Origin of the sequence: Microcystis ichthyoblabe FBCC-A1114, assembly GCF_050500245.1 — a bacterium.
GTDB lineage: Bacteria > Cyanobacteriota > Cyanobacteriia > Cyanobacteriales > Microcystaceae > Microcystis > Microcystis ichthyoblabe_A.
This window is the reverse complement of sequence record NZ_CP191408.1, coordinates 541,051-565,640: the sequence shown is the minus strand read 5'-3', so window position 1 is coordinate 565,640 and position 24,590 is coordinate 541,051. Positions and strand designations below refer to the sequence as shown.

Here is a 24,590-nt window from a genome sequence, read left to right as displayed (position 1 = left end):
GGCTTTTTTAACCTCTTGTTCCATAATCTTGTACATCGGTACGGCTTTTTAGTAAAACACTAGCGTGGGGTAATTTGTCCTCTTTTAATTTGGCGATAATTTCTTCAGGTTTGTACTTGAGCAACGATTTAAACCAGGCTATTAATTCACTGGTGCTAACTTTTTTTTCTCCTTCAGATTTAGTCTCGTCTTGTGATGTTCTCACTTCCAGAAAACGGTCCACTGCTTTGATGATAACCTCTTGTTCAGCGTCGGTAAACCGTTCGGTTAATATTTTTCTTAATCTTTCTTGGTTGGGTAGCTCAATATAGTGATAAATGCAACGTCTCAGAAAAGCATTGGGTAAGTTTTTTTCTTGATTACTGGTAATTATAATCAGAGGAAAAGCTTGATCATTTGCTTGAATTGTTTTTCCTGTTTCTTTAATGAAAAAACGACGAGATTCAATGGCTAAAAGTAAATCATTAGGAAAATCTCGATCTGCTTTATCTATTTCATCAATTAATACTACCGATTGTTCTTGCTTATCTTGACTTTGTTCAAATGCTTTACCCAAGGGTTGTAAATCAACCCAATCTTTTGAAGTAGCTGGATTTTTTTGCTTTGAAGTAGCTGGATTTTTTTGCTTTGAAGTAGCTGGATTTTTTTGCTCAGAAGAAGATTCTTCTATTTCTTTTTGGCTTAAAATTCCGCTAATTTGAGCAGCTTGTAAACGGCCAATATAATCATATTGATAGAGACTATCTTCCGCTTTACTTGTAGATTGAACTATCCACTCATAATATTTTATAGAACCACTTTGCTGACCATTATTAAATTCATAAACTAAGGCATGAGCTAGACGACTTTTACCACATCCCGGTTCACCTTCTAGTAACAAAGGCATTCCCAATTCAATAGCCAAGTTAACAACTTCTATTAACTCATCACCTGCGTCATAGGGATAAATTTTCTGTTGAATCGGTTCATAATAAAGTCCCGATTTAGGTTGAATTTCTCCCGTGTAAGTTAAGGATAGTTTAGCCATCTATTTTCCCTCGATAATTGTCCTTGAAATTGTTGATAAAAAGCTTTCAGTGTGTCTTCTATCTTGCCTTGATCGCTATTTTTCCATAATTGCTGCAAGGTAGATTTAAATAAGTCTGTGGTTTCATCCTGTAAGTCACAACCTAACTGAAGTTGTTGAGCAAAAGTAGGAATAATTTCCTGAAAAGACCGTTGTTCAAAGCAAGAGTCAATCTGTAAGCGGTGAATAGGAAATTCTGATAATTTGTCCTTATCTCTCCAATCATTCCCTTCTCCATAATCTAACCAAATCATTAATAAAAAGCCTTTAATGGGACTATTTTGTATTTTACGAGCGTTGGTAATTAAGTTTTGCCAAAACGAATCAATGTCCTTTAAACGGGAAAAGTCTGCACAATCAATTCCTTCAAAAATCAAACAAAAATTATTAGTCTTTAAATTTTTAATTCCTCCAGAATTACTTAAAAAACGTTCACAAAGACTATAGCTATCCCATTCTTCTTGACCATCTCCTTGAAATTTAAAAACAATAGGTTTAACTGGCAAATTATTAGTGATCAAGATTTCTTTTTCTAAACGACGCAAACACAAAACACGATATGTATGAGGACAAGGGGGAATATAAATAGTGCCTTCTCGTAAAGTTTTAGCGGCTATTGAACTGGTAAAATTTACTAGATTAGTATAATTAAATTTTGTCAAAACACGATAAATCTTTTCATTATTTGTTCGTTGATCTTTTGGGTTTTGATGATGAAGTTGACAACATTCTAAGCTTTCAAAATCTAGGCCTAATACTTCGCAATAAGCTTGAACAATATAAGACTGTTTAGAGGTTCTTTGCCCTTTTTTTCCTAGTCCATATTTTTTTTCAGTACAAAACCGCAAACTATCTCCAGATATGCCAATTACCTTTAAAATAGACGAATCTAATAAACCATTAATATCTTCTAAGGTTAAATGAATTGAATTATCATTAATATCTTCAATTCTGTACTCGCTTTTCTTCTCATTTTCAAATCCTTTAAAATCAGATTTATTTTGTAAGTACAATTTCTTACCCTTTGGTTCTAAAACCTCTTTAGTTGCTCTAGATTGTGGCTGAGATTCTGTCATCCAATCTTTCAAGACATTTAATGGAATGGTATAACTGGAAGTTTTTGTTTGACTACGGTATTCTTCGAGAAATGCCTCAAGTAACCATCGACTTGCTTCTATTAATATTTTCTCTATTTTCTCCGAAGCACAAGAATAGTTTCCCTTATAAGCATCTTTAGCCTTACGAAGGGTTTCTACATCTTCATCCCATAATCTGATTTCGCCAGACCTTAACATAAATCTCGTCAAACGTCAACCTACCATCTGATCCACTTTTTGATCCCCTTTTGCCAGCATTTGCTGAAAGCATTTTAATCAACTTGTCCTCAAAAAACAAGCTATAAGGCAACAGGAGCAAAATCTATGAATTTTTGGAAAAAACATAAAGCGGACATTGACGTGATTTGCCGCATCATCACCACTTTAACTGCTTTGGCTAGTTTGGGTGTTCAGGTGGGGGAGTTAAAGATTCCCGAAAGCAAGATTCTTCCCCCTATTACTGAGGTTCAATTGGAAGCGGGGAAAAACACTCACACCCACTAAATGAAGATAAATGCTAGGGATTTAAGCACATTACCTGAAATAAAGGCCGATGTGCTTTTTTCATAAAACTAGGCCAAAACGAGGGTGAGTTAAGAAGATAACTCACCCTGAAGGAGATTTAGCGATCAACTGACCCCATAATAATATCAATACTGCCTAAAATCGCCATAATATCGGCAACTTTTACCCCTTTGAGGATATGAGGCAGAATTTGAAGATTATTAAAATCGGCGGCCCGAATTTTCCAACGCCAAGGGAAAACATCATCATTACCGACGATAAAGATACCTAATTCCCCTTTACCACTTTCCAAGCGCACATAATGTTCACCTTTAGGAATCTTAAAAGTGGGGGCGACTTTTTTGGCGATATATTGATAGTCAAAATCATTCCAAGCTGATTTTTTCCCTTCTGCCATCCGTTTTGCTTCCAGATTTTCGTAGGGACCACCGGGTAAACCTTTCAGTGCTTGCCGGATAATTTTCACCGATTCGCGCATTTCCCGAATCCGCACCAGATAACGAGCAAAACAATCGCCGGCGGTTTCCCAATGCACTTCCCAGTCAAAATCGTCGTAACACTCGTAATGGTCAACTTTTCTTAAATCCCATTTCACCCCAGAAGCGCGCAACATCGGACCGGATAAACCCCAGTTAATCGCTTCGTCTCTGGTAATGCAGCCTATCCCTTCAATACGACGGCGGAAAATCGGGTTATTAGTGATTAATTTCTCGTATTCGTCCACTTTGGGGTCAAAATAGTCACAGAAATCCACGCACTTATCCACCCATCCGTAGGGTAAATCTACCGCCACGCCACCAATACGGAAATAATTATTATTAATTAACCGCATTCCCGTGGCAGCTTCCCAGAGGTCATAAATCATCTCCCGTTCCCGGAAAATGTAGAAAAAGGGAGTTTGTGCGCCTACATCCGCCATAAAGGGGCCTAACCAGAGTAAATGGTTAGCGATGCGGTTGAGTTCCAACATAATCACCCGGATATATTGCGCTCGTTTGGGAACGGCGATATCGGCTAATTTTTCGGGAGCATTGACCGTAATCGCCTCATTAAACATCCCTGCGGCGTAATCCCAACGACTAACGTAGGGAACGTACATGACATTAGTGCGATTTTCGGCAATTTTTTCCATGCCCCGATGAAGATAACCGATTACGGGTTCACAGTCAATCACGTCTTCCCCGTCAAGGGTGACGATTAAGCGCAAAACTCCGTGCATCGAAGGGTGATGGGGTCCCATGTTTAAAACCATGGGTTCTGTTCTCGTTTCAATTTTTGCCATAGGGCTACCGATGATCCCGAAAATCTTTTTAAAGTTATTATAAGTAAACGCTTCGACAATACACAAGGACTATCGGGTATCAGTAATCAGTGATCAGTAATCAGTAATCAGTAGTCAGTAGTCAGGAGATTATTTTTATTTATTCTCCCCACTTCCCCACACCCCACACCCCACACCCCACACCCCCACTTCCCCGCTCGATCGAGTACAATAGAGTGTTCAGCAAAAGCGATCAGCTATTAGCTTTGATTAGTCCTTCGGTAAGAATATAAACCAGAGAAAAGAGCCATTAAGAGCGGCAATCAGCTAAAAAAGCTCAAAAACTGAATTTTAGGCTGAAGGCTGACGGTAGCTTGCTGAAAGCTGAATCCCGTTGATAATTTTTTTTACTTGAATCACCGTGGTTATCCAAATCGACTCAACTCAAAACTACGAAACTAAAACCCAAGAGATCGCTAGACAACTTTTAGCCGAAACTCGGGAAAAAAAAGGTCTTTGGTCTGCTTTACAGGATCAAATGCGTTGGGATGATAAATTACTCGATTGGGCAATGTCTAACCCCAATTTACGAGTACAATTATTCCGTTTTATTGACTGTTTACCCGCTTTACGCAGTAATGCCGAGATCGCTAATCATCTCCAACAATACCTCGGTGATGCTTCCGTAGAACTGCCCAGTGCGCTGAAAAGTATCCTCAACTTTAGTGATCCTAACTCCCTACCGGCTCAAACGGCCGCCAGTCTGATCAGTAAATCCGTAGAAACCTTAGCTCGTAAGTATATCGCCGGGGAAGACCTAGGGCAAATTACTCGCACTGTCACCCGTCTGCGGAAGGAAAAAATGGCTTTTACCATAGATCTCCTCGGTGAAGCGGTAATTACTGAAGCGGAAACCCAAGTTTATCTACAAAGTTATCTGGATTTAATGACCCATTTGGCTCAAGAAGCGACCAAATGGAATAAAGTTAGCCAAATTGATGAAGCGGACGGCGACTTATTACCACAAGTGCAGGTTTCTGTCAAGCTAACTGCCTTTTATTCTCAGTTTGATCCCATAGATCCGATTGGCAGTAAGGAGAAAGTTTGCGATCGCATTCGCCTACTGTTGCGACGCGCTCAGGAGTTAGGGGTGGCAGTCCATTTTGATATGGAACAGTACGTTTATAAAAACCTCACCCTGGCTATCCTGAAAGAATTACTCCTAGAAGAAGAATTTCGCAGTCGTACCGATATTGGCATCACCCTACAGGCATATTTAAGAGATTCTGCCCAAGATTTACAAGATTTAATTAATTGGGCCAAAAAGCGCGGTTATCCCCTTACTGTCCGGCTAGTCAAAGGCGCTTACTGGGATCAGGAAACGATTAAATCTCGGCAAAATCACTGGCCACAGCCGGTATATAACGAAAAATCCGCCACCGATGCCAATTATGAGCGGATGACGCGGTTATTATTGGAAAATCATCAATATTTATACGCCGCCATCGGTAGTCATAACGTGCGATCGCAAGCCTTGGCTTGTGCGATCGCAGAAAGTTTAGAAATTCCCCGTCGTCGCTTTGAAATGCAGGTATTGTACGGCATGGGCGACCAATTAGCCAAAGCCTTAGTGAAGCGGGGTCATCGGGTGCGGGTTTATTCCCCCTACGGACAACTCTTACCCGGTATGGCCTACCTAATCCGCCGTTTATTAGAAAATACCGCTAATAGTTCCTTCCTAAGGCAAAATTTGGAGGATCGTCCCGTGGAAGATTTAATCGCAGCCCCCCGGGTTTTAGGTCAGGATAACCCGATTATCCCTGGTTTTCCTAATGCCCCCGACACAGATTATGCCAACGAGCAATTACGAAATAAAGCGAGTCAAGCCCTTACTTTTGTCAAAAATTCCCTCGGTAAAACCTATTTACCCCTAATTAACGGCGAATACGTCGCCACCAATGTTCAAATTAATTCCGTTAATCCCTGTAACCCGCAGGAAATAGTGGGGAAAGTGGGCTTAATTGAGGTGGAACAGGCAGAAACAGCGATCATAGCGGCTAAACAGGCTTTTCCCGCTTGGAAACGCACTCCAGTGGCAAAAAGAGCCGAAATACTGCGAAAAGCGGCAGATTTGATGGAAGCGCGACGACACGAGTTATCGGCCTGGATTTGTTTGGAAGTGGGCAAAGTTATCCAACAGGCGGATCCGGAAGTGTCAGAAGCGATCGATTTTTGCCGTTATTACGCCTCCGAGATGGAAAGACTGGATTTAGGGCATAATTTCGACGTAGCAGGCGAGAATAATCGTTATTCCTACCAACCCCGGGGTATTGCTTTAGTGATTTCTCCCTGGAATTTCCCCCTAGCCATTGCGGTGGGGATGACAGTAGCGGCTTTAGTAGCTGGTAACTGCACGCTATTGAAACCCGCCGAGACTTCCTCGGTGATTACGGCGAAATTTGCCGAGATTCTCCTAGAAGCGGGTATTCCTGCCGGAGTCTTCCAATATATCCCGGGTAAAGGTTCGCAAGTGGGGGCGCATCTAGTCAGCCATCCTGATGTTCACCTAATCGCCTTCACCGGTTCACGAGAAGTGGGCTGTCGCATCTATACAGATGCCTCTATCGTGCAAAAGGGTCAAAAACACCTAAAACGAGTTATCGCCGAAATGGGCGGCAAAAATGCCCTAATTGTCGATGAGAGTGCCGATTTAGATCAGGCCGTTGTCGGTGCGGTTAAGTCCGCTTTTGGCTACACCGGCCAGAAATGTTCGGCCTGTTCGCGGATAATCGTTCTGGAAAGCGTCTATGATAGCTTTGTTGATCGCTTTGTCGAGGCTACCAGGTCCCTCAATATCGGGCCGACGGATTTACCGAGTACGGAAGTAGGACCGGTTATCGACGAGAAAGCTCAAGCAAGAATTCGGGAATATATCGAAACTGGTAAAAAAGAGGCAGAATTGGCTCTAGAAATGCCGATTCCAGAAGTGGGTTACTTCGTCAGTCCCACCGTCTTTAAGAATGTTCCCCCCGATGCGGTAATAGCGATGGAGGAAATTTTTGGTCCGGTGGTGGCAATTATCAAAGTGAGCAATTTTGAGGAAGCTTTAGCTGTAGCTAACGGAACCGACTATGCTCTAACCGGTGGCTTATATTCTCGCACTCCTGCCCATATTAACCGAGCTATGCAGGAATTTGAAGTGGGAAACCTCTATATTAACCGGGGAATCACCGGTGCGATTGTCTCCCGTCAACCCTTCGGGGGTTTCAAGATGTCGGGGGTAGGTTCCAAAGCAGGGGGTCCCGATTATCTCTTGCAATTCCTCGAACCTCGTCACATCAGCGAGAATATTCAACGTCAGGGATTTGCACCGATTGAAGGGGCCGATTAAGCGATATAGCTAAAATTGGTTATTATTGGGGGTTTATACCCCCAAATCTGGTTCATTTATTGGCTAAGACCCATCTTAACCCCCTATCCTTAGATTAGCTCTCTTATTCTTTGTGTGATCAGTTTAAATTATATAGGAGCGATCGATCTCTGTGTCCTTTGTGTCTGGAGTGGTTCCTTCCACTCACTCACCAAACCCAATAGAACCGTTGTCTTTCTTACCCGATTTCTTGGCTGTCAACCTACTGCTATATACTTAAGTTGAAAATTGCGTCGGCCTATCAAGAAAAGACTATGACGATTGAAACTGTTGCCACAAAACCCTTTAGTGACCAGAAACCGGGGACTTCTGGATTGCGAAAATCCGTTCCCGTTTTTCAACAACCCCATTATCTGGAAAATTTTATTCAAGCTATCTTCAATACTTTAGACGGTATCGAGGGTCAAACCCTAGTTGTCGGTGGAGATGGTCGTTATTATAACCGTCAAGCTATTCAAACTATCCTGAAAATCGCCGCCGCTAACGGTATCGGTAGAATACTCGTGGGAACCGATGGTATTGTCTCCACTCCGGCTATTTCTGGGTTAATTCGCGAAAATAACGCTTTTGGCGGTATTGTTCTCTCCGCTAGTCATAACCCCGGCGGTCCGGAGGGGGATTTTGGCATTAAGTACAATATTACTAACGGCGGACCGGCCCCGGAAAATATCACCGATGCAATTTATGCCGAGACTAAGGTGATTAGCAGTTATAAAATCCTCTTAGGGGCCGATATTAATCTCGATCGCCCCAGTTCCTTTAAACTGGGAACTATGGATGTGGAAGTGATCGATGCGGTTACTCCCTACGTCAAAATGATGGAAAAGATTTTTGATTTCGATCGCATTCAGGCCCTACTCACTTCTGGTAAGTTTAAAATGTGCATGGATTCTCTCCATGCGGTGACGGGTCCCTACGCTTATGCTCTATTTGAACAGCGTTTAGGCGCGCCCAAAGGTACAGTATTAAATGGTATTCCCCTAGAGGATTTTGGTGGTGGTCATCCCGATCCTAACCTAGTCTATGCCCATGATCTGGTAGAAATTCTCTTTGGTCAAGATGCACCCGATTTTGGGGCCGCTTCCGATGGCGATGGCGATCGCAATATGATCCTCGGTCGGAATTTTTTTGTCACCCCCAGTGATAGTTTAGCTGTACTAACTGCCAACGCTCATCTAGTACCGGGCTATCAAAATGGTATCACGGGAGTGGCGCGATCGATGCCCACCAGTGCGGCGGCCGATCGCGTAGCGGCTAAACTGGGAATTGACTGTTATGAAACTCCCACCGGTTGGAAATTCTTTGGTAATTTGTTAGATGCGGGGAAAGCAACCCTTTGCGGTGAGGAAAGTTTCGGCACGGGTTCCAATCATATTCGCGAAAAAGATGGTTTATGGGCGGTTCTTTTCTGGTTAAATATTTTGGCAGTTAAAGGGGAATCTGTAGAGGAAATTGTTCGCAGTCATTGGCAAGAATTTGGTCGTAATTTCTATTCTCGTCATGATTATGAAGAAGTCGCCTTAGAACCGGCTAAAGAGATGATGGCACGTCTCCAGAAGCTGGTTTTAGACCTTAAGGGTAAACAATTTGGTAACTATGAAGTGGAATATGCCGATGATTTTAGCTATACGGATCCCGTGGATGGTAGTGTGAGTAAAAATCAAGGTATTCGCATTGGTTTTACCGATGGTTCTCGGATTATTTACCGTCTATCGGGTACGGGAACTAAAGGAGCAACTCTCCGGGTTTATCTAGAAAGTTATGAACCGGACGCAAGTAAACACGATATCGACACCCAAAAGGCCCTACAGCCGTTAATTGATTTAGCTGAAGAAATCGGTCAAATTCGTCAATCTACCGGACGGGAACAACCCACGGTTATTACCTAAAATCTAGGGAGCGGCTATCAGTTTTTATCGGGGAATTTTTTGACCTGCTCATCACTGATAGCTACTCCTTAATTACTTTCAGTAATTGCTTTGTGGTACAATTTTTGAATTCCCGTCACTAATTTATCTAACATCGATCGATGGCTATCGTGAGTCGGCTCGAAACTCTGCACTTTGGTTAATAATTTTGCTTCCTGTACGTCCACGTCGTCATCGCTATAGATTAAAGTGCTAATCGATGTTATTAGATCTTGATAGGTTTCTGGACTAGGATTATCGCCTAAATAGGACTCTAACCATCGATAACATTCACCAGTTTTAACTGGTTTTAGTTCCGATAATAGTGGTTTAATCTCCGGATCATCATCAAGTTTTTCCCTCACAGCTACCTGTCTTAAATAGCTTCTTTCTGATGGTTGAATTACACCATCAATCCAAGCAACACCGATGAGAATTTTCAGTAATTGTTTATTTTTCATCTCACACTTCCTTGACTAACTTAGCCATAAAAAAACCGTCTTGATTATGTCGATGGGGTAACACTTCGATCGCTCCCGTTTCTGTATAGTATTCTGAGACGCATGAATTAGAGTCAGGAGTGGCCATTTTCCAATCGGGATGAGCGGCTAAAAACTGCTCGATCACTCTTTCATTTTCTAACGGATTTAAAGTACAAGTGGCATAAACTAAGATTCCCTTCGGTTTTACCCAAGTGGCAGCCGAGGCTAAAAGTTCCCCCTGTCGTTTGGCTAGTACAGGTAAATTTTCTGGTGTTTGTCGCCAACGTATATCAGGACGCTTGTGCAGGGTTCCCAATCCTGAACAGGGAGCATCGATTAGTACACGATCGGCGATGCCGCACCACTGGGGACGATCGCGACTATCCCCCAGATGTATTTCGATCGCTTTTAAGTCTAATCTTTTAATATTGGCTTCTAACTGTCTTAAACGGGATGGCGTTTGATCACAGGCTAATATTCTACCTCGATCGCCCATTAATTCGGCAATATGAGTGGTTTTTCCCCCCGGTGCCGCACAAGCGTCGATAATTGTCTCTCCGGGCTGGGGATCGAGGAGATAAGTGACTAATTGGGCGCTAATATCCTGTAGGGTGTAATTTCCGGCTCGAAATCCCTCTAAACGCTCAATATTGCCTAAACCAGAGGTTAAACGGCAAGCTAGAGGTAATTTAAGATGATGAAAAGTTATATTGGCTGATTCTAACTCATTTTCTAGGGCTTCTCGGCTAGTTTTCAGGGGATTAATCCGAATATCGAGGTCAGGAGAGCGATTAAACCATTGACACAGTTGTTCCGTTTCCGTAACACTAAAGCGATCTAACCACAATTGCACCAACCAATCGGGGAAACTGTGGAGAATACCCAATCTAGAAGCGGTATTTTCCGGTAAAAGTAAAGGATCGTCGCCATTAGCAGTTAAACGGAGATATTGCCGCAGCATTCCGTTAACCACCGCCGCTAATTTGCCTAAATGACTGATTTTAGTTAATTCTACCGCCGTATTCACCGCCGCTGATGGGGGAATCTGGGAGAGATAACGCAGTTGATAAAGACCAATATGGAGAATTCGCCGTAAATCCGGGGGTTGCTGGGCTGCGGTTTTTTTCCCCAGGCGATCGAGCAGCGCATCCAAAGTTCTTTGTCGGCGCATTATACCATAAACAATCTCCGTTGTCAAGGCTTTGTCAAGACAATTTAAGGAACTAGCGGACAAATGGCGATCAAGAGCGCGATCAGGATAGGCGGAGGAGCGATCGATATCGCGTAAAATCAGCAAAGCCAGCTGACGAGCATTATTCATGCAGTTTCTAGACGATTGCGGAGGAATTGGCGTAATATAGTCAGCGCCGGAATCGGGATTTCGTGGCCCATATTTAACTCGTGATATTCGACGTTAACCCCCAAACCAAGCAGTAAATCCCTGGCTTGACGAGCGGCAGCGATAGGAACGACGGGATCCTGCTTACCATGAACAATTAAGACATTTTGTGGACCTTGGGGATGGGGTTCACCGTGCAGATAACCACTCAGGGAACCCAATCCCGCCAAGGGTAAGGATAAACCCACATCCAGGGTCATCGCTCCCCCTTGGGAAAAACCGGTCAAAAAAGTCCGCTCTAGGGGAATGCCGGTAGTTGCTTCTAGGGAAATAATCCAATCGTGCAACTGTTGACGACTAGCGACTAAACCTTGATGATCGGAGGTTTCTAACGCATACCAGGCGCGTCCCCCCGGCACTTGCGGATGATCAAAGGGAGCATTAGGAAACAAAAATTGACAATCAGCCAGATCCAGCATCGATGCAAGGGGGGCCAGATCCATGGCATCGGCACCCCAACCGTGCAGCATGATCACTAGATAGCGAGCGGGATTTTCCGGGGAAGGGGGAATGACAATCGGGTTAAAAGACAGAGTTTTTTCCTCGCAATTCTTTTTTCTCTCTATTCTATAGCGATTTTCCCCGGAGTAAGATGGCTGTGGGGGAGTCTTTTCAGTCAACAGTAATCAGTGAAAAGAAAACCTTGCTCCTTGCCTCATGGCTCTCTTAGGTTTGGTGGGTAAAATGTATTCTAAGATACAGTCCTGCTGGCGGTCGCAACGCGCTCGCTACGCGAGACCGAGTGGAAGGAACCACAGAGACACAAAGGACACAAAGATCGCTCCTCTATAGGGTTTGCTGAAAAATTAATCTGTTCAAATTCTCAGTAACATGGCTGAAAGAGAAAGTTTTAAACTGGAAGGTTTAGCAGTATCAAAGGTCAGTAAATTAAGCTGTTCTGTACCCTGAATCAACCCCAGAATAAATTTTTGATCATCGAGTTGGCTTGGTTCACCGTCAGTGTAATCTTTGAGCAGTTTTTGCACTTTCTTTGTTTCTTTAGCTTGGCTCAATTTATTTAGGGTATTTTTAACCATTTTTCGGTTAACGTTGGCGGGAAAAGCTGACATAGTTTGGATGCGCTTTTGAATCCTACTTAGTCGTTCTGAATTGAGTTGGATATTTTCTAAAATAGCAGTTTCTTCTAGGTCTTGGCTTAATTTTTGTTTAACTTGAACCAGTTGTTCATAAAGCTGTTGGGCTAGGTTAATGATTGGTTTCGCGGGAACAATCTGGCTGGCTTGAGGGGTTTTAAAAGCTGTGGCGATTGCTACTCCCAAACCATCATTTTCTCTGCTTAGATCGTTCCAATAAATTAGTTGATTTTGTTCGGGAATTGGTTGACCATTAGGGTCAAAGTAATTAAGAGTCAAGGCGACTACACTGGTGGGTAATTCCGAGGTGGTAAATTGACCGATAGTTAGGGGATTGGGCTGATATTTTTCTCCTAATCTTTCGTAGAGCTTCCGCAATTCTTCACTATGCAAAAGCTCGTTTTGACTGTAGAGGTTGCGGCTAGTTTCTTGTTTTTGATAGGTTTGTTCTTGAAAACTTTCTTGTTCGAGTTGTCGGGCTTTAATTAGACTGTGGATGAAGTCAATATAACCGGGGAGAATTTGATCGTCAAAGTAGGTATCCCCATAAACGGAAGCGCCCAACTCCTCTACATTACTGATATGGGGAATTTTGTCATCTTTGGCCAGTTCCCCAATTAGTTTCTTATTCAGGTTAGCTAGTCGGCCCGCTTGTCTGAGTAGCTGACTTTCACTGTTGGCGTAATAGATGTAAATATATTGGCAAGGATGGGATTTGGGGCGATCAATTCTGCCGATGCGCTGTTCCAAGACCATGGGATTCCAGGGGAGGTCAATGTTAATTAGATAGTCGGCATCTTGCAGGTTTTGACCGACGGAGAGGGTTTCTGAACCGATGAGGACGGCTATTTCCTGTTCTAGTAAAGGGCGTTCGTTCGGGTTTTTACAAGTGGCTTCGGGGGCAAATAAACGGAATAATTGTTGGCGCTGGAGTCCGGTTTGCTGGTTGTTTCCTTTGAGGGCGTTGTTTGGCGCAATCTTAACCGATTTTTCATCGATGTAGTAAAGTTTGTGACTGCCCATTGCCATGCCAATTCCTTTGGAGGCAATGACCTGATTTTGGCTTATGTAGCGGTAGTAATCAATGACGGTATCGGAGAAAGTAGAAATTAGTAAAACTTTGTGACCATCAGCAACTAATTCCATGACTTTCCGGCTAACTTGCTGTCGTTTGTGGTCGGTGACAAATTCATTGGCTAAGAGGACTGAAATCTGCTGTAGTTGCTCTAAATCACTATGACAGTCAGCGAGAATGCGGTTATAGATATTTTTAGCTTCTAGGGGATTATTTTTCAGTTTATCGGTGGCTAGGTCAATAGAGCGGCGTAACTGTTGACGTTTTTCCCCTTTGTTGCTGTCAGTTTCTTCTTCATCTTCTTCCTCTTCCCAATAATCCTCATCCCCATTTTCTTCTATCCCCAACCAGTCGGTTTCTCTTCCTGTTTTTTCAGCTTGAAATTTGTAATGTTGTAAGAGAAATTGTTTTAACCCTTCGGCATCCGGGGTGACTTGTTCGAGTTGCTGTTTGAGTAAGGAAATGCGATCGCTAAAGTTTTTAATGGTTCGTCGTAGAGCATACATACTAGACTCTGCCCGTTGTAAAAACATCCGGCGCTGGTTTTTCAGTAAAGAACGCTGTTCCACTGTGCTGGTTAAGTAACGGATCGGGTCGGCAAAGGGAATAAACAGATTATCTTCAAACTGACTGAAAATCCGTTCTAATGCTTGTTCGGTTTCTGGTTCAAATTGGACGGGCAGCCATTGGGCAAGGCGTTGGGCATAGAGTTGTAAGTCTGGGGTGGCTTCTCTCAACATCTTGCGGGTACGCTGTAAGAAGAGTTCTCGATAGGTGCGCCGGAAAATATTGGTGGTATCGGTAAAGTTTTCTATTCCTATTTCTCGGCTGGCAAACCATTGTTTGACTTCGGGAGGAAAGCCTAATTCTTGGAAGCCTTCAGGACGGGTGAGAAAGGGAGAAAGGATGTTATAGATGTCTTCGCGGCGGTTGTTCCAAGGGGTTGCCGTCAGGAGCAGGTAATATCTTTGTCTTTCAATCTGGCGATCGTGTTCTTTAATTTGCAGGCAGGTTTTATGGATGCGGTTGTTATAGTTACGGATGCCTTCATGAGCTTCATCGATGATGACTAAATCTGCCGCACCCCCATGGCGGGTAAATTCATCATAAAAGCGATCGCCGCCACGACTCATTAGGTTTTTATTGTAGAGTTCGTAGTGTTTCTTGGCGATCAATCCTAATTCTGCCATTTCTCTCTCCCAGTTCGGGTGGAGTTTTTTGGCAGCAATAATGGCAATTTTAGTTTGAGGATTTTCTTCTAGGTAGAGTTTTGTTACCGCAGCCGCAAGGCGGGTTTTTCCTAAGCCTACCGCATCGGCACAAACCACTACGCCAAAGTTCTGCATGACTCTCAAACAATGTTGTGCGCCGGATTTTTGATGTTCAAACAGGATGTCTTGATTAACCAGTCGATCTAAAATGTTACTGGATTGAATGTTGAGCAGGTGGGGGCGTTGTTGGGCTAACCAGTAGAGAAAATCATCGGGGGTTCCCTGTTTTCCCTGTAGGATTAGTTCAATCGCTTGTTTAAATCCGGCTATTTCTTCCCATTCAGGTAAGGTTATTTCTTGTTTAATAGTTGGGGCTTGATTTGGCGTAATCTGATAAGTTCCCTGTTTCTCTTTGACTCTAAAAGTTTTTAAAGAAGTGGAGGGATGTTCGGGATCGACGGTGACAGTTCCTGTTAGGAGATGGGGTTGTTTTTCCTCTATTTCTACTGCGATTAAGGGATTATCGGGAATCTCAATTTCTTCAATTTTGTCTAGGTTTTTACCCTTAATTTTAATATTTGTAGTTGCGCCTGCGGGAAATTCTTGAGGACTAATTGTCTCTATTTGAGGTTGAATTTGTTGTTGTCGGCGCTGTTTTTCTACTAAGACTTGTTGCAAAAATTCTTGAGTTAAATCAAAGCTTAATTCTGGCTCTTGCCATTCTTGGTCAAATTCGATTATTGACTGTTGAATTGTCTCTAAATCTAAGGAGTCTGAGTAATATAAAAAGGTGATACTCTCGGCGTTACTACTATGAGCAGCACCAGTGAAGTTATCTGAGCCTTCATGTAAAATAGAGTTACCTAAACTATCGGTTAAAATCCCTGTTTTTTTATGATAAATACCTCTAGTTTCTTGCATTTTAACAAGTTTGATGGTAAGGATTCCCAACCTAACTAATTCCGCTAGAATAGTGGTACTGCTAAAGGTTTTATCAGCTAGTCCTTGTAAACATTCGGTTAAAGTTCGGGTAATATATTGTTGACGATATTCGGGGTTGTGGAGTTTTTCTAATTCTTGAACATCTCGTTTATTGGTGAAGCCTTGCCAGTCCATTAAGAGTTTAATCTGACCTTCATTTAAGACTAAATTAAAAAGAGGTTCTTCATAAAGTTTGAGAACTCCACTATTAAAGTAGGCGGTACTTCTTCTATAGATTTTAGTACGTTCTAAATAGGCGGCAATAAATTGATTGTATTTGTCTAGCTGTTCGGGTAAATTAAATCTACGTCTTTTTTTATGTTCTATTTCGATAAATGTTCCACGAATTAAGCTTTCTTCTTTGCTGGCATTTTCGAGGTTTAAGAATTGTTCAATAATGGTTAAGTTACTGGTGCGGAGTAAGGCAATGCTGGGGATATTTCCCTCTCGTTTAGGGGTATATTCAAAGATATGGGCTATATTAATATCTATCCGAAATAGCTTATAGGTAGAATGTTTTTTTAATCCCAAAAAACTCACTATATTTTGTAAAAGGTTCTCTGCATCTCGATGTTTAAAAACTAGCCAATAGTTATTATTAATTCCTTTGATATAATCCCCTTGAGGGTGGTAGTAGGGGCGTTGTTGTTTTATCAAGTCTTGGATTACGGTTTCGAGCATAAATCTTGCTGGATATATTTACTTGATGGAAAAACTCGGAATCGCAGCATCGATTAACTGCACTAACTTGATGGTTTCGGCTAGGGCCACTACTATCTTATGATAGTGCAATATGTCCTCGTCTGATAGGGTGCGTCCTTTTCTGTCTTTTAACCATTTCTGACAAACTTGATAACCGCCAAGATATGAGAAAAGAGGTAATCTGATTTAATAAATTATCGATATGTCTCCTTATCTCCTTCGGTATGTGAAATATTATTAAAGGTTTACTAAACTAATAAAACTTGGAACCCTGCTTGGATAAAATGACGATCAGTCGTTAGAGCATCGGTTAAATGTTGTTGCTCCATAACAACAAAAGAAATACAATCAACTAATCCCCAGTTTTTATCTAATCGAGATTCATAAAGAGTCAATCCTTGATGAAAAAGTTGAGGGCTAATATTGACAACTCTCATGTTTTGTGTATGGTAACATTGTTTGATAAAATTAGCAGCTTTTTGACGATTAAATGTACTTAAAGCATTCCCTACTTCCATTAAAACTGCCTCAGTAGTCCAAACTTCTAACGCATTTTTAACCTTAGGTAATAATTTTAAGGCTTGGGCATGATATTGGTCTTGCTTATTCAGAACTGCTTGAATAAATGCTGTGTCGATAAACAGTCTTTCTTTACTCATCATTTACCTCTCGTTTCGGTGTTCCATAAAGGTAATGATCATGTTCTTTTGACCAGTCTTCTGGAGCTTCAATAGTTCCAGCCATATCTTCTAAAATGTCCCAAGCATCTCCTGAAGGTTTTTCTGGTATTTCTGCTTCTGAGACGATGGAAATAAGGTAACGGGTATTAGATTTTAAGTCTATATCTGTCTCAGGATGAAAGACTTTACCATCAAAAATAACGGTTAATTGTTTTGTCATTTTTTTATCCTTTATCAATCTAAATTTACTCAATAGGAAAACCCGGAATCGCAGCATCGATTAACTGCACTAACTTGATGGTTTCGGCTAGGGCTACTACTATCTTATGATAGTGCAGTATATCCTCATCTGATAGGGTGCGTCCTTTTCTGTCTTTTAACCATTTCTGACAAACTTGATAACCGCCAATATAGAAGTTCCAAACTGCTTCAGGTACTCCTTTAAAACAGTCTCCTTGTTTGTTAATGTGGACTTCTCCTTTGCTATATTTGGGATGTCCTGCCGCTACAATTCTATCGCTTTTACTCACAAAAGATAGATCCCCCCAACCCCCCTTAATAAGGGGGGCTTCCACTCCCCCCCTTTTTGAAGAGGGGGCTAAGGGAGGATCAAGTTTAGGAGATGTCATCAGGTGAAGCTGTACCAGTTGTTCTCCGTATTCTGCGAGTTGACGGAATAGGTTATCGTTGCTGATGAGGGGTACTCTGGGAAAGTCTATCTTGAGAAATTCGGCGTAACGGCTGCGATAGGTGGGAGAATGAAAGACGGCGTAGATGTAGTAAAAGATGGTTTCTGGTGTGGGTAAGTAGCCGAGTTTTGTTTCTAGGGTTTTGAGGAAGTCTGGGGAGAAGTTGGGACGTTTTTCTTGTTGGAGTTCTTGAGCTTTATCGGAGTCGGGGTAGAGGTAGAGGGGAAAAATTACCCCCCCCTCTTTTGTTCTAACAGAGATAATATGTTGATCGGTAAGATTATCAGTTACATATATATGCTCAAATGGTAATGAAGCTAACTGACGAACAGTTACTAATGCTATATTCTTTTTCTGATCTAAATGTTGCATAATACGACGATTTAAACGAGCAACAAACTTTTCGTGATAAAAAATAAATCTATTATCAAACGGTCTAAAACACTCGGATTTAATATATTTAACTATTTGATTAACATCTACAGATTTTCTTGCCATATTTGTGTTCCACATATCGTTATCAACAAGTCTTAAATTAAATTCTTGTGCAGACTGATTGTCCGTTTTCTCTGGATCAAGAAAACTGGCGATTTGTTTTTTTACTGAATTAATAGAGTAATTAATTACTAATTTATCTCTTTTAGTAAGACATCCTAAAGAATATTCATTCATAAACTCTGTTAGTTTAAATCCTTGTTCATATTCACCAAATAAATCAGTATCTTGAGGAATCAACAAATAAAAAGGAGATTGAGGGTTAACCTCCTGAAAATCAGTAGAGTTAACCGTATTTTCTTTTAATATTTGATATTTATCTTCTCTTAAACCGTATAAATGAGCGTGATAGATTTTAGCCATGATTAAACCTCCTCTTTTTATAAACGTTTAACTATATAACAATCAAATACCTGATCATAACTAATAACAGGAACATTTTCGGCTATTGCTTGAGCAATAATCATCCGGTCAAAAGGATCTTGATGCTGAAAAGGTAATTGAGCTACTTGTTCAAAATGTAGTAAATTAAGAGGCAAAATCTGAAAATCATTTATCTGAATTTGTGACTCAATAAATTCTCGAAAAGGTGTATCAAAAGTTAATTTTCTTAGACTATATTTGATAGCCATTTCCCAAATACTAGCTTGACTAAGATAAACCAGATTTTCTCTTTCATTAATCATAATTTTATGGTTATCTCGCAATTGTTTATTATTAGTGACATACCAAAGAAATACATGAGTATCTATTAAAACTTTGAGCATAATTACATATAATCCGCAAAATCAGTTAAAGGAGCATCAAAATCATCGGCTATCCAAACTTTTCCCGCAGCACTTCCGGGTTGACGCGGTGGTTTCTTGGCTAACTTGACAGGACTTAATTTAATTACAGGTTGATTATTTTCTGTAATAATAATTTCTTCACCTTTCAGGACAGCTTCCAATAAATCATTAAATTGATTCTTTGCTTGTTTTAATTCAACTGTATTCATTAGTGTACCCCACTGATAAACAATACAAACATTAGTTTAACCGAAAGGCTTTATACTTGCCTACGCTATGCTGAAAATTCAAACAATAACATTCTAGCTTATCTCCTAGTATAGCTCCTTCAGGGTTTGGTAGCTTCATGGTGTCATTAAGCTTTTTACCATTATACCAATACTAACCCCCTGCTGAATATCAAAGACATTTTCATCCTTACTACCATCAGGACAAATTTCTTTTTTCTTACTGTTACCATGTAAATCATAAATAAAAATCTCATCAAAAGTGTTAATTAACTGTTGTTTCGTGCCTCGAAAAGTAGGATTATCTAAAAAGCCATGATTATTATTAACTCCTCCATTTGAGGTAAAGCTAAAGTTAACTGATGCTTTTCTTCCCTTAACTTAATATCCTCTAGAGTGTTAATTAAATAAACCCCCAACCGCTAATTAAGATATCATCACAATATAGCTTTAAACTACGAGACATAAATAGCCTCCTCTTTGATAGAGTTAATAACTTGGGTTTTTAACATTTTTTTTGTTACTAAATCTACAGACAACCCCAAATTATCTTCTAAAAAAAACTTCCATATATTTATTAAAGGTAACTTTTCTTTGAAATTCTACTAATAAATCTAAATCACTTGTTGCTTTTGCTTCATCTCTAGCAAAAGGTTCATATTTTTACTCCATTATATTAGAACATATTTGGGTTCTACCGAACTTGTCATGCAAAAATAACACTAAAAAGAAACTGCTTGTTTTTTCGTTATCCCCATGGACACCAACTCAATTTGAGATTCAGACACTTCTACCGTATTTAGAGGAATTAACCCCTCTAAACTATAACCATCTTCTCCTTCAGGATTGGGATAATGTTCAACAATAGTACCCAAATCACCCTGACTTAAACCATACTCAGGTAAATCTTCAATTAAACGAACTTGGGTAAATAAACTAAATTTCATGCTCTAACCTCCTTCAAACGGAAATAAAGTAACAAATTTTGTTTCAGTAGGTGTAACCATCCAAATGGTTTTGACTGAGAGAATCTTATTATTAACTCCTCTTAAATTACCAATAATTTCATATTTTTGACCATATTTAGTTTTAGTGGTAGGAGTTGCTTCTAAAGTAAGGATTTGCTCTCTTAAATCTTTTTCTAATTGTACCCAATTATCTTGATTATAACCAGCTTGAGCTAAATATTGTGATTTATCATCTTTAGGCAATAACACTAAAAGATAATCTTTCAATTTAGCTGGAGAAATAACCGTCTTAGGATCAAGCAAAGCCATGAGTTAACTTACATCCATGCTTTTTACCATTATACCAATACTAACCCCCTGCTGAATATCAAAAACATTTTCATCTTTACTACCGTCTAAAGCGGTTTCTTTTTTCTTACTGTTACCATGTAAATCATAAATAAAAATCTCATCAAAAGTATTAATTAACTGTTGTCTCATGCCTCGAAAAGTAGGATTATCTAAAAAACCATGATTATTAATAAAAGCTAAAATTCCCTTTTGACTTTTATCAATTCGCCACTGTGCAAACCTGATAAATTTAACATAATCATCCTGTAACCATTTCGTATTTTTCTCACCTAAACCCTTGCCATCAATAAAGTAATAATCATTAACTAAATTTTTGATCCACTCATTATTATTTTCCGAATGACCAGAATAAGGCGGATTGCCAATAACAACCATAATCGGTTCATTTTTCTTAATCCGAGAACCTGCTTTTGCTTCCTCTGCTATTAACTCCTCCATTTGGGGTAAAGCTAAAGTTAACTGCTGCTTTTCTTCCCTTAGCTTAATATCCTCTAGAGTGTTAATTAAATAAACCCCTAACCGCTTGCCACTCGCAAACTGATAACCCGTCTCCTCCAGAAATAACCCCAACTTTAGATGACAAATTGCATAGGGAGCCATCAACAACTCAAAGCCAAAAATCCGAGGTAATAACCTTTCCGAAACATACCCCGACCAAGACTTATCTGCTAACCCTGCCGTCAACGCGACCGGATTCTCCTCAAACCGCTTATGAATCAACTGAAATACCCATAATAAAAACGTCCCCGTCCCACAAGCAGGGTCAAGAATCATCACCTCTGGGTCCGCAATTCCCAACGGTTTATTAAACTTATCCTTAATCAACTCATCAACGGAACGCACTATATAAGACACCACAGGTTCAGGAGTATAATAAACCCCCCTTTTCTCCCGCATTTGAGGCTTATAAGCCGCTAAAAAGTCCTCATAAAAGCGAATAACAATATCCTCGCGGTTCATCTTATTGCGAAAATCCGTTAAGATTGCCTCCATTTTTGCCGCTCTGAGGATGCCAAACGCCTCACCGATACTATCAATTAACTCATCCCCCAACTCCGCCGCCGGACGCTGGGAAACATCTTTAAATAACTGCCTTAAAAAAGGGTTAGTTTCTGGTAATTCTTGCCAGGTATGGTAGCGATTAAAATCTCGTTTCGGATTCTTGACATAACTAAATACCCGCGCCGTAAACAAACCATAAGCAATAGTTTGAGCGTAAATATCACTAAAACTATAATCTTTCTGATCCTCAGAATTTAGCTTGAGATTGGGCAATAACTCTTTCCGAAAACTCTCTAATAATTTATGTAAATAACCCCCTTGATTTTCCTGACTATAAACATCAGGTATCGCCCGTTCAATGCGTTGGGTAACTGCGGCTAATTCGTGGGCTAACTCCTGAGCAGTTTCAGCAGGTTTATAGAAAATCCAATCAACTTGCGGGATTAAATTAAGAGCTTTTTCAAGAATTTTATCTGCTAATTCATCCCAATGTAACCGTGCTAACCTCGCCCTTAAATCCTCATCCTCAAAGGCAAAAGTTTGAATCCCCCGCTGCCGTAATCCCCCCTCAGTGGGTAAGATAAAAGCTACTCTAGCTTGATTTTTAATTCCCCCTAACTCCTCTTCAAAAGGGGAAAATGGGAAAAGTAAATACATGACAGGTTGATCCTCAGCAATTCTGCCAATATAGTGACCATAGATTTCCTGTTGCTGTGGCTCTGAAGTGAGAAACTGCTTAATTTCTTGGTCTGTCCCTCGATTTAATTCCTGATAAAAACCAACAGCAATAGGACAAGTTTCTGCGGCATCTTCTGGGTTGCCCCCCGGACGCAAATACCAAAACCTTGACCCTTGGGAGTCCCTTTCTAGTACGGGATAGTTAAGGATCGTTCGCAGAGATTCGGCTCTAGCGGACTCATCGCCAGTAACAATAGTTTTTAGTTGGGCGGCAGTGATAGGCATAAGACAATTATCCTATAAAATGATAATATTAAGTAGCTGGTTATAATTAAATTAAAAATGGATTTTAGGTTCGATCCCCCCTTAATCCCCCCTTAATAAGGGGGGTGCCGATCCCCCCTGCCCCCCTTGATAAGGGGGGTGCCGATAGGCGGGGGGATCTCCCTTAATAAGGGGGGTGCCGATCCCCCCTTAATCCCCCCTTAATAAGGGGGGCATCTAATAGTTTTTAACGCCTACCTACTTAATTAATATATCCACTGCTCACCGTCAAGCGGAAACTAGACAGAATGATCTGGCTATTATCACCCAACCCAGCCTTTAGCTGGTGAAAATGCGGGCTAATTGGCAGTTTTTCGGCAAAAAAGTTATCTAGACCTGTTAACAGGCAATTTATCCCTGCAATGAGCTACAATTATCGGTCAAACGTGGTTAATAGCGAGCAGATGCGTCGCATTGAAGGGGCGATTTTTGCCTCCGGTATGCCTGTGGCCGCTTTGATGGAAAAGGCAGCCCTGTTAACGGCACAACAGTTTAAAAAGTCCTATTCTTTGGCTAATTTCCCCAAAATCGGCGTTATCGTTGGCCCTGGTCACAATGGCGGCGACGCTCTCGTGATTGCTAGAGAATTACATCTCGCTGGTTATCAAGTATCTCTTTTTTGTCCGATCGCCAAACTCAAGGATTTAACTGCACAACAGGCTAATTATGTCAAGCATTTAGGCTTAATTTTTCAGGAAACTTTAGAATCTTTGGAGGATTGTCAGTTAATTATCGATGGTCTTTTCGGTTTTGGTTTAGAAAGGACTTTATCGGGAGATATTGCCGAATTAGTCGATAAAATTAATAGTTGGCAAAAACCGATAATTAGTATCGATATTGCTTCAGGAATTCACACCGACACCGGAGAGGTTTTAGGCACAGCAATTAAAGCCACTCATACCTTTTGTTTGGGACTCTGGAAGCGAGCTTTTTTCCAAGATTTGGCCTTACCCTATCTAGGCAAAGTGGAGTTAATTGATATAGGAATTAGTCCCCTTGACCTAGAAACAATTCTACAAGATTCACCCCCAATTCTGAGAGTTAATCCCGATCTAATTCGCCCTTATTTACCTTTACCCCGTCCTCTACTTACCCATAAATATCAGCAGGGACATTTATTAATTATCTGTGGTTCTCGTCGTTATGCAGGGGGAGCAATTCTCACCGGATTAGGAGCGCGAGGTAGTGGTGTAGGAATGCTTTCTATTGCTGTTCCTGCTGCCCTTAAATCTTTATTAATTAGTCATTTACCAGAAGCATTAATTATCGATTGTCCCGAAACTGCCACGGGAGCTATTGCCGAACTTCCCCTAGAATTAAATAATTATCATGTCCTCGCCTGTGGTCCTGGATTAACCACAGAAAATCCCGCTATTATCGAACAGGTTTTAGACAGTGATAAACCGATTATACTCGATGCCGATGCTTTAAATATTTTGGCTCAATTGGGTATAGAAAAATTATCATCTCGCCAGAATAAGACAATTTTAACGCCTCATTGGGGAGAATTTAAACGCTTATTTCCTAACTTCTCAGGTTCTCAAGATAGGATTAATATCACTCAAAAAGCATCTCAACAAAGTGGTGCAATTGTCTTATTAAAAGGAGCCAGAACTATAATCGCCTCCCCGGAAGGTAAAATGTATATAATCCCCGAAAGTACCTCCGCTTTAGCGCGAGGTGGTAGCGGTGATGTTTTAACGGGACTAATCGGCGGATTCTTAACCCAAATGCCGGATAATGCCCCAGAAGCAACCGCATTAGCAGCTTATTTACACGCTCAAGCCGGCATTTTAGCGGCCAAAGAAAGGACAGAATTAGGAGTAGATGGAGTAACTTTAGCTAATTATTTATTTGCCGCCCTTAAAGATTCGATCCCCCCTGCCCCCCTTGATAAGGGGGGTGCCGATAGGCGGGGGGATCAGAATTGATAATTGTTACTGTATCTAACATGAAAATATCTTTCATAATATCCACCTAATAAACGCAGAAATAAGACGAGGAAACGATAAAAATACTATTAAAATAGCATAATTGTACTGTATTTAAACTGCCTATTGACATTTTAGTACAAATGCTCGGACTGCCTCAACCTAGCTCTGGCGCTCCCTTCTCCGGTGCAGTCTTAAGGACTAATTTAGATAGTCGGCATTTGATA

General features: G+C 40.9%; 20 protein-coding genes and 1 pseudogene. 4 read left to right on the top strand and 17 right to left on the bottom strand.

Going from position 1 to position 24,590, the window contains the following annotated elements:
• Positions 1–7: 7 nt before the first annotated feature.
• Together ACQY1Y_RS02650 and ACQY1Y_RS02645 are read right to left on the bottom strand one after the other, a co-directional pair.
• A complete protein-coding gene (locus ACQY1Y_RS02650; protein ID WP_430013912.1) occupies positions 8–1,027 on the bottom strand; it encodes an AAA family ATPase in 1,020 nt (339 codons plus the stop codon).
• Positions 1,009–2,361, bottom strand: a complete 1,353-nt coding sequence (locus ACQY1Y_RS02645; RefSeq protein WP_430013911.1) for a hypothetical protein — start codon at positions 2,359–2,361, stop codon at positions 1,009–1,011. Before ACQY1Y_RS02645 ends, ACQY1Y_RS02650 begins: the two co-directional genes overlap by 19 nt.
• Positions 2,362–2,487: 126 nt before the next feature.
• On the opposite strand from ACQY1Y_RS02645, the gene ACQY1Y_RS02640 reads away from it, so the two are divergent.
• Entirely contained in the window at positions 2,488–2,667 is a 180-nt protein-coding gene (locus ACQY1Y_RS02640; protein ID WP_430013910.1) for a hypothetical protein, read from the top strand.
• Positions 2,668–2,785: 118 nt separating this feature from the next.
• Here ACQY1Y_RS02640 and ACQY1Y_RS02635 read toward each other — a convergent pair whose 3' ends face one another.
• Complete coding sequence (locus tag ACQY1Y_RS02635) at positions 2,786–3,970, bottom strand: NAD(P)H-quinone oxidoreductase subunit H (RefSeq protein ID WP_002760089.1); 1,185 nt, start codon at positions 3,968–3,970, stop codon at positions 2,786–2,788.
• Positions 3,971–4,370: 400 nt separating this feature from the next.
• On the opposite strand from ACQY1Y_RS02635, the gene pruA reads away from it, so the two are divergent.
• Entirely contained in the window at positions 4,371–7,340 is a 2,970-nt protein-coding gene (gene pruA / locus ACQY1Y_RS02630) for an L-glutamate gamma-semialdehyde dehydrogenase (RefSeq protein WP_430013909.1), read from the top strand.
• Positions 7,341–7,633: 293 nt separating this feature from the next.
• Positions 7,634–9,268 (top strand): alpha-D-glucose phosphate-specific phosphoglucomutase, encoded by a 1,635-nt coding sequence (locus ACQY1Y_RS02625; protein WP_430013908.1) that lies wholly within the window; start codon positions 7,634–7,636, stop codon positions 9,266–9,268.
• A gap of 68 nt (positions 9,269–9,336) precedes the next feature.
• Here the strand turns inward: ACQY1Y_RS02625 and ACQY1Y_RS02620 are convergent, their stop codons facing one another.
• The 14 genes and pseudogenes from ACQY1Y_RS02620 to ACQY1Y_RS02555 form a co-directional block, all read right to left on the bottom strand.
• On the bottom strand, positions 9,337–9,747 hold the full coding sequence (locus ACQY1Y_RS02620; RefSeq protein WP_430013907.1) for a TerB family tellurite resistance protein: 411 nt from the start codon (positions 9,745–9,747) through the stop codon (positions 9,337–9,339).
• A 1-nt stretch (position 9,748) separates the two neighbouring features.
• Positions 9,749–11,089, bottom strand: a complete 1,341-nt coding sequence (locus ACQY1Y_RS02615; protein ID WP_430013906.1) for a 16S rRNA (cytosine(967)-C(5))-methyltransferase — start codon at positions 11,087–11,089, stop codon at positions 9,749–9,751.
• The gene (locus ACQY1Y_RS02610; RefSeq protein WP_306766099.1) at positions 11,086–11,679 is read right to left on the bottom strand and encodes an alpha/beta hydrolase; all 594 of its coding nucleotides are present in this window, start codon (positions 11,677–11,679) and stop codon (positions 11,086–11,088) included. The genes ACQY1Y_RS02615 and ACQY1Y_RS02610 overlap by 4 nt, the downstream gene beginning before the upstream one ends.
• Before the next feature lie 303 nt (positions 11,680–11,982).
• Positions 11,983–16,209, bottom strand: coding sequence for a helicase-related protein (locus ACQY1Y_RS02605; protein WP_430013905.1), 4,227 nt, complete (start codon positions 16,207–16,209; stop codon positions 11,983–11,985).
• A gap of 18 nt (positions 16,210–16,227) precedes the next feature.
• A complete protein-coding gene (locus tag ACQY1Y_RS02600) occupies positions 16,228–16,416 on the bottom strand; it encodes a type ISP restriction/modification enzyme (protein WP_353734372.1) in 189 nt (62 codons plus the stop codon).
• 62 nt (positions 16,417–16,478) lie between these two features.
• Positions 16,479–16,889, bottom strand: coding sequence for a type II toxin-antitoxin system VapC family toxin (locus ACQY1Y_RS02595; RefSeq protein WP_016516241.1), 411 nt, complete (start codon positions 16,887–16,889; stop codon positions 16,479–16,481).
• Positions 16,882–17,130, bottom strand: coding sequence for a hypothetical protein (locus ACQY1Y_RS02590; protein WP_002737385.1), 249 nt, complete (start codon positions 17,128–17,130; stop codon positions 16,882–16,884). The genes ACQY1Y_RS02595 and ACQY1Y_RS02590 overlap by 8 nt, the downstream gene beginning before the upstream one ends.
• Before the next feature lie 25 nt (positions 17,131–17,155).
• Complete coding sequence (locus ACQY1Y_RS02585) at positions 17,156–18,457, bottom strand: type ISP restriction/modification enzyme (protein WP_430013904.1); 1,302 nt, start codon at positions 18,455–18,457, stop codon at positions 17,156–17,158.
• A 17-nt stretch (positions 18,458–18,474) separates the two neighbouring features.
• Entirely contained in the window at positions 18,475–18,861 is a 387-nt protein-coding gene (locus tag ACQY1Y_RS02580; RefSeq protein ID WP_130757333.1) for a type II toxin-antitoxin system VapC family toxin, read from the bottom strand.
• A 2-nt stretch (positions 18,862–18,863) separates the two neighbouring features.
• On the bottom strand, positions 18,864–19,091 hold the full coding sequence (locus tag ACQY1Y_RS02575; RefSeq protein ID WP_002742618.1) for a type II toxin-antitoxin system Phd/YefM family antitoxin: 228 nt from the start codon (positions 19,089–19,091) through the stop codon (positions 18,864–18,866).
• Positions 19,092–19,226: 135 nt separating this feature from the next.
• Positions 19,227–19,531, bottom strand: a pseudogene (locus ACQY1Y_RS02570) (N-6 DNA methylase); the annotation flags it as partial.
• Between the two features lie 300 nt (positions 19,532–19,831).
• Positions 19,832–20,056, bottom strand: coding sequence for a DUF4926 domain-containing protein (locus ACQY1Y_RS02565; RefSeq protein ID WP_002735184.1), 225 nt, complete (start codon positions 20,054–20,056; stop codon positions 19,832–19,834).
• A gap of 3 nt (positions 20,057–20,059) precedes the next feature.
• Positions 20,060–20,386 carry a DUF6883 domain-containing protein gene (locus tag ACQY1Y_RS02560; RefSeq protein WP_002749521.1) on the bottom strand — a complete coding sequence of 109 codons (327 nt, stop codon included), beginning with the start codon at positions 20,384–20,386 and terminating at the stop codon, positions 20,060–20,062.
• Positions 20,387–20,389: 3 nt separating this feature from the next.
• A complete protein-coding gene (locus ACQY1Y_RS02555) occupies positions 20,390–22,393 on the bottom strand; it encodes an N-6 DNA methylase (protein ID WP_002775976.1) in 2,004 nt (667 codons plus the stop codon).
• Positions 22,394–22,794: 401 nt separating this feature from the next.
• Here ACQY1Y_RS02555 and ACQY1Y_RS02550 point away from each other — a divergent pair, with 401 nt between their 5' ends.
• Positions 22,795–24,363 carry an NAD(P)H-hydrate dehydratase gene (locus ACQY1Y_RS02550; RefSeq protein WP_430013903.1) on the top strand — a complete coding sequence of 523 codons (1,569 nt, stop codon included), beginning with the start codon at positions 22,795–22,797 and terminating at the stop codon, positions 24,361–24,363.
• The last annotated feature ends 227 nt before the right edge of the window (positions 24,364–24,590 follow it).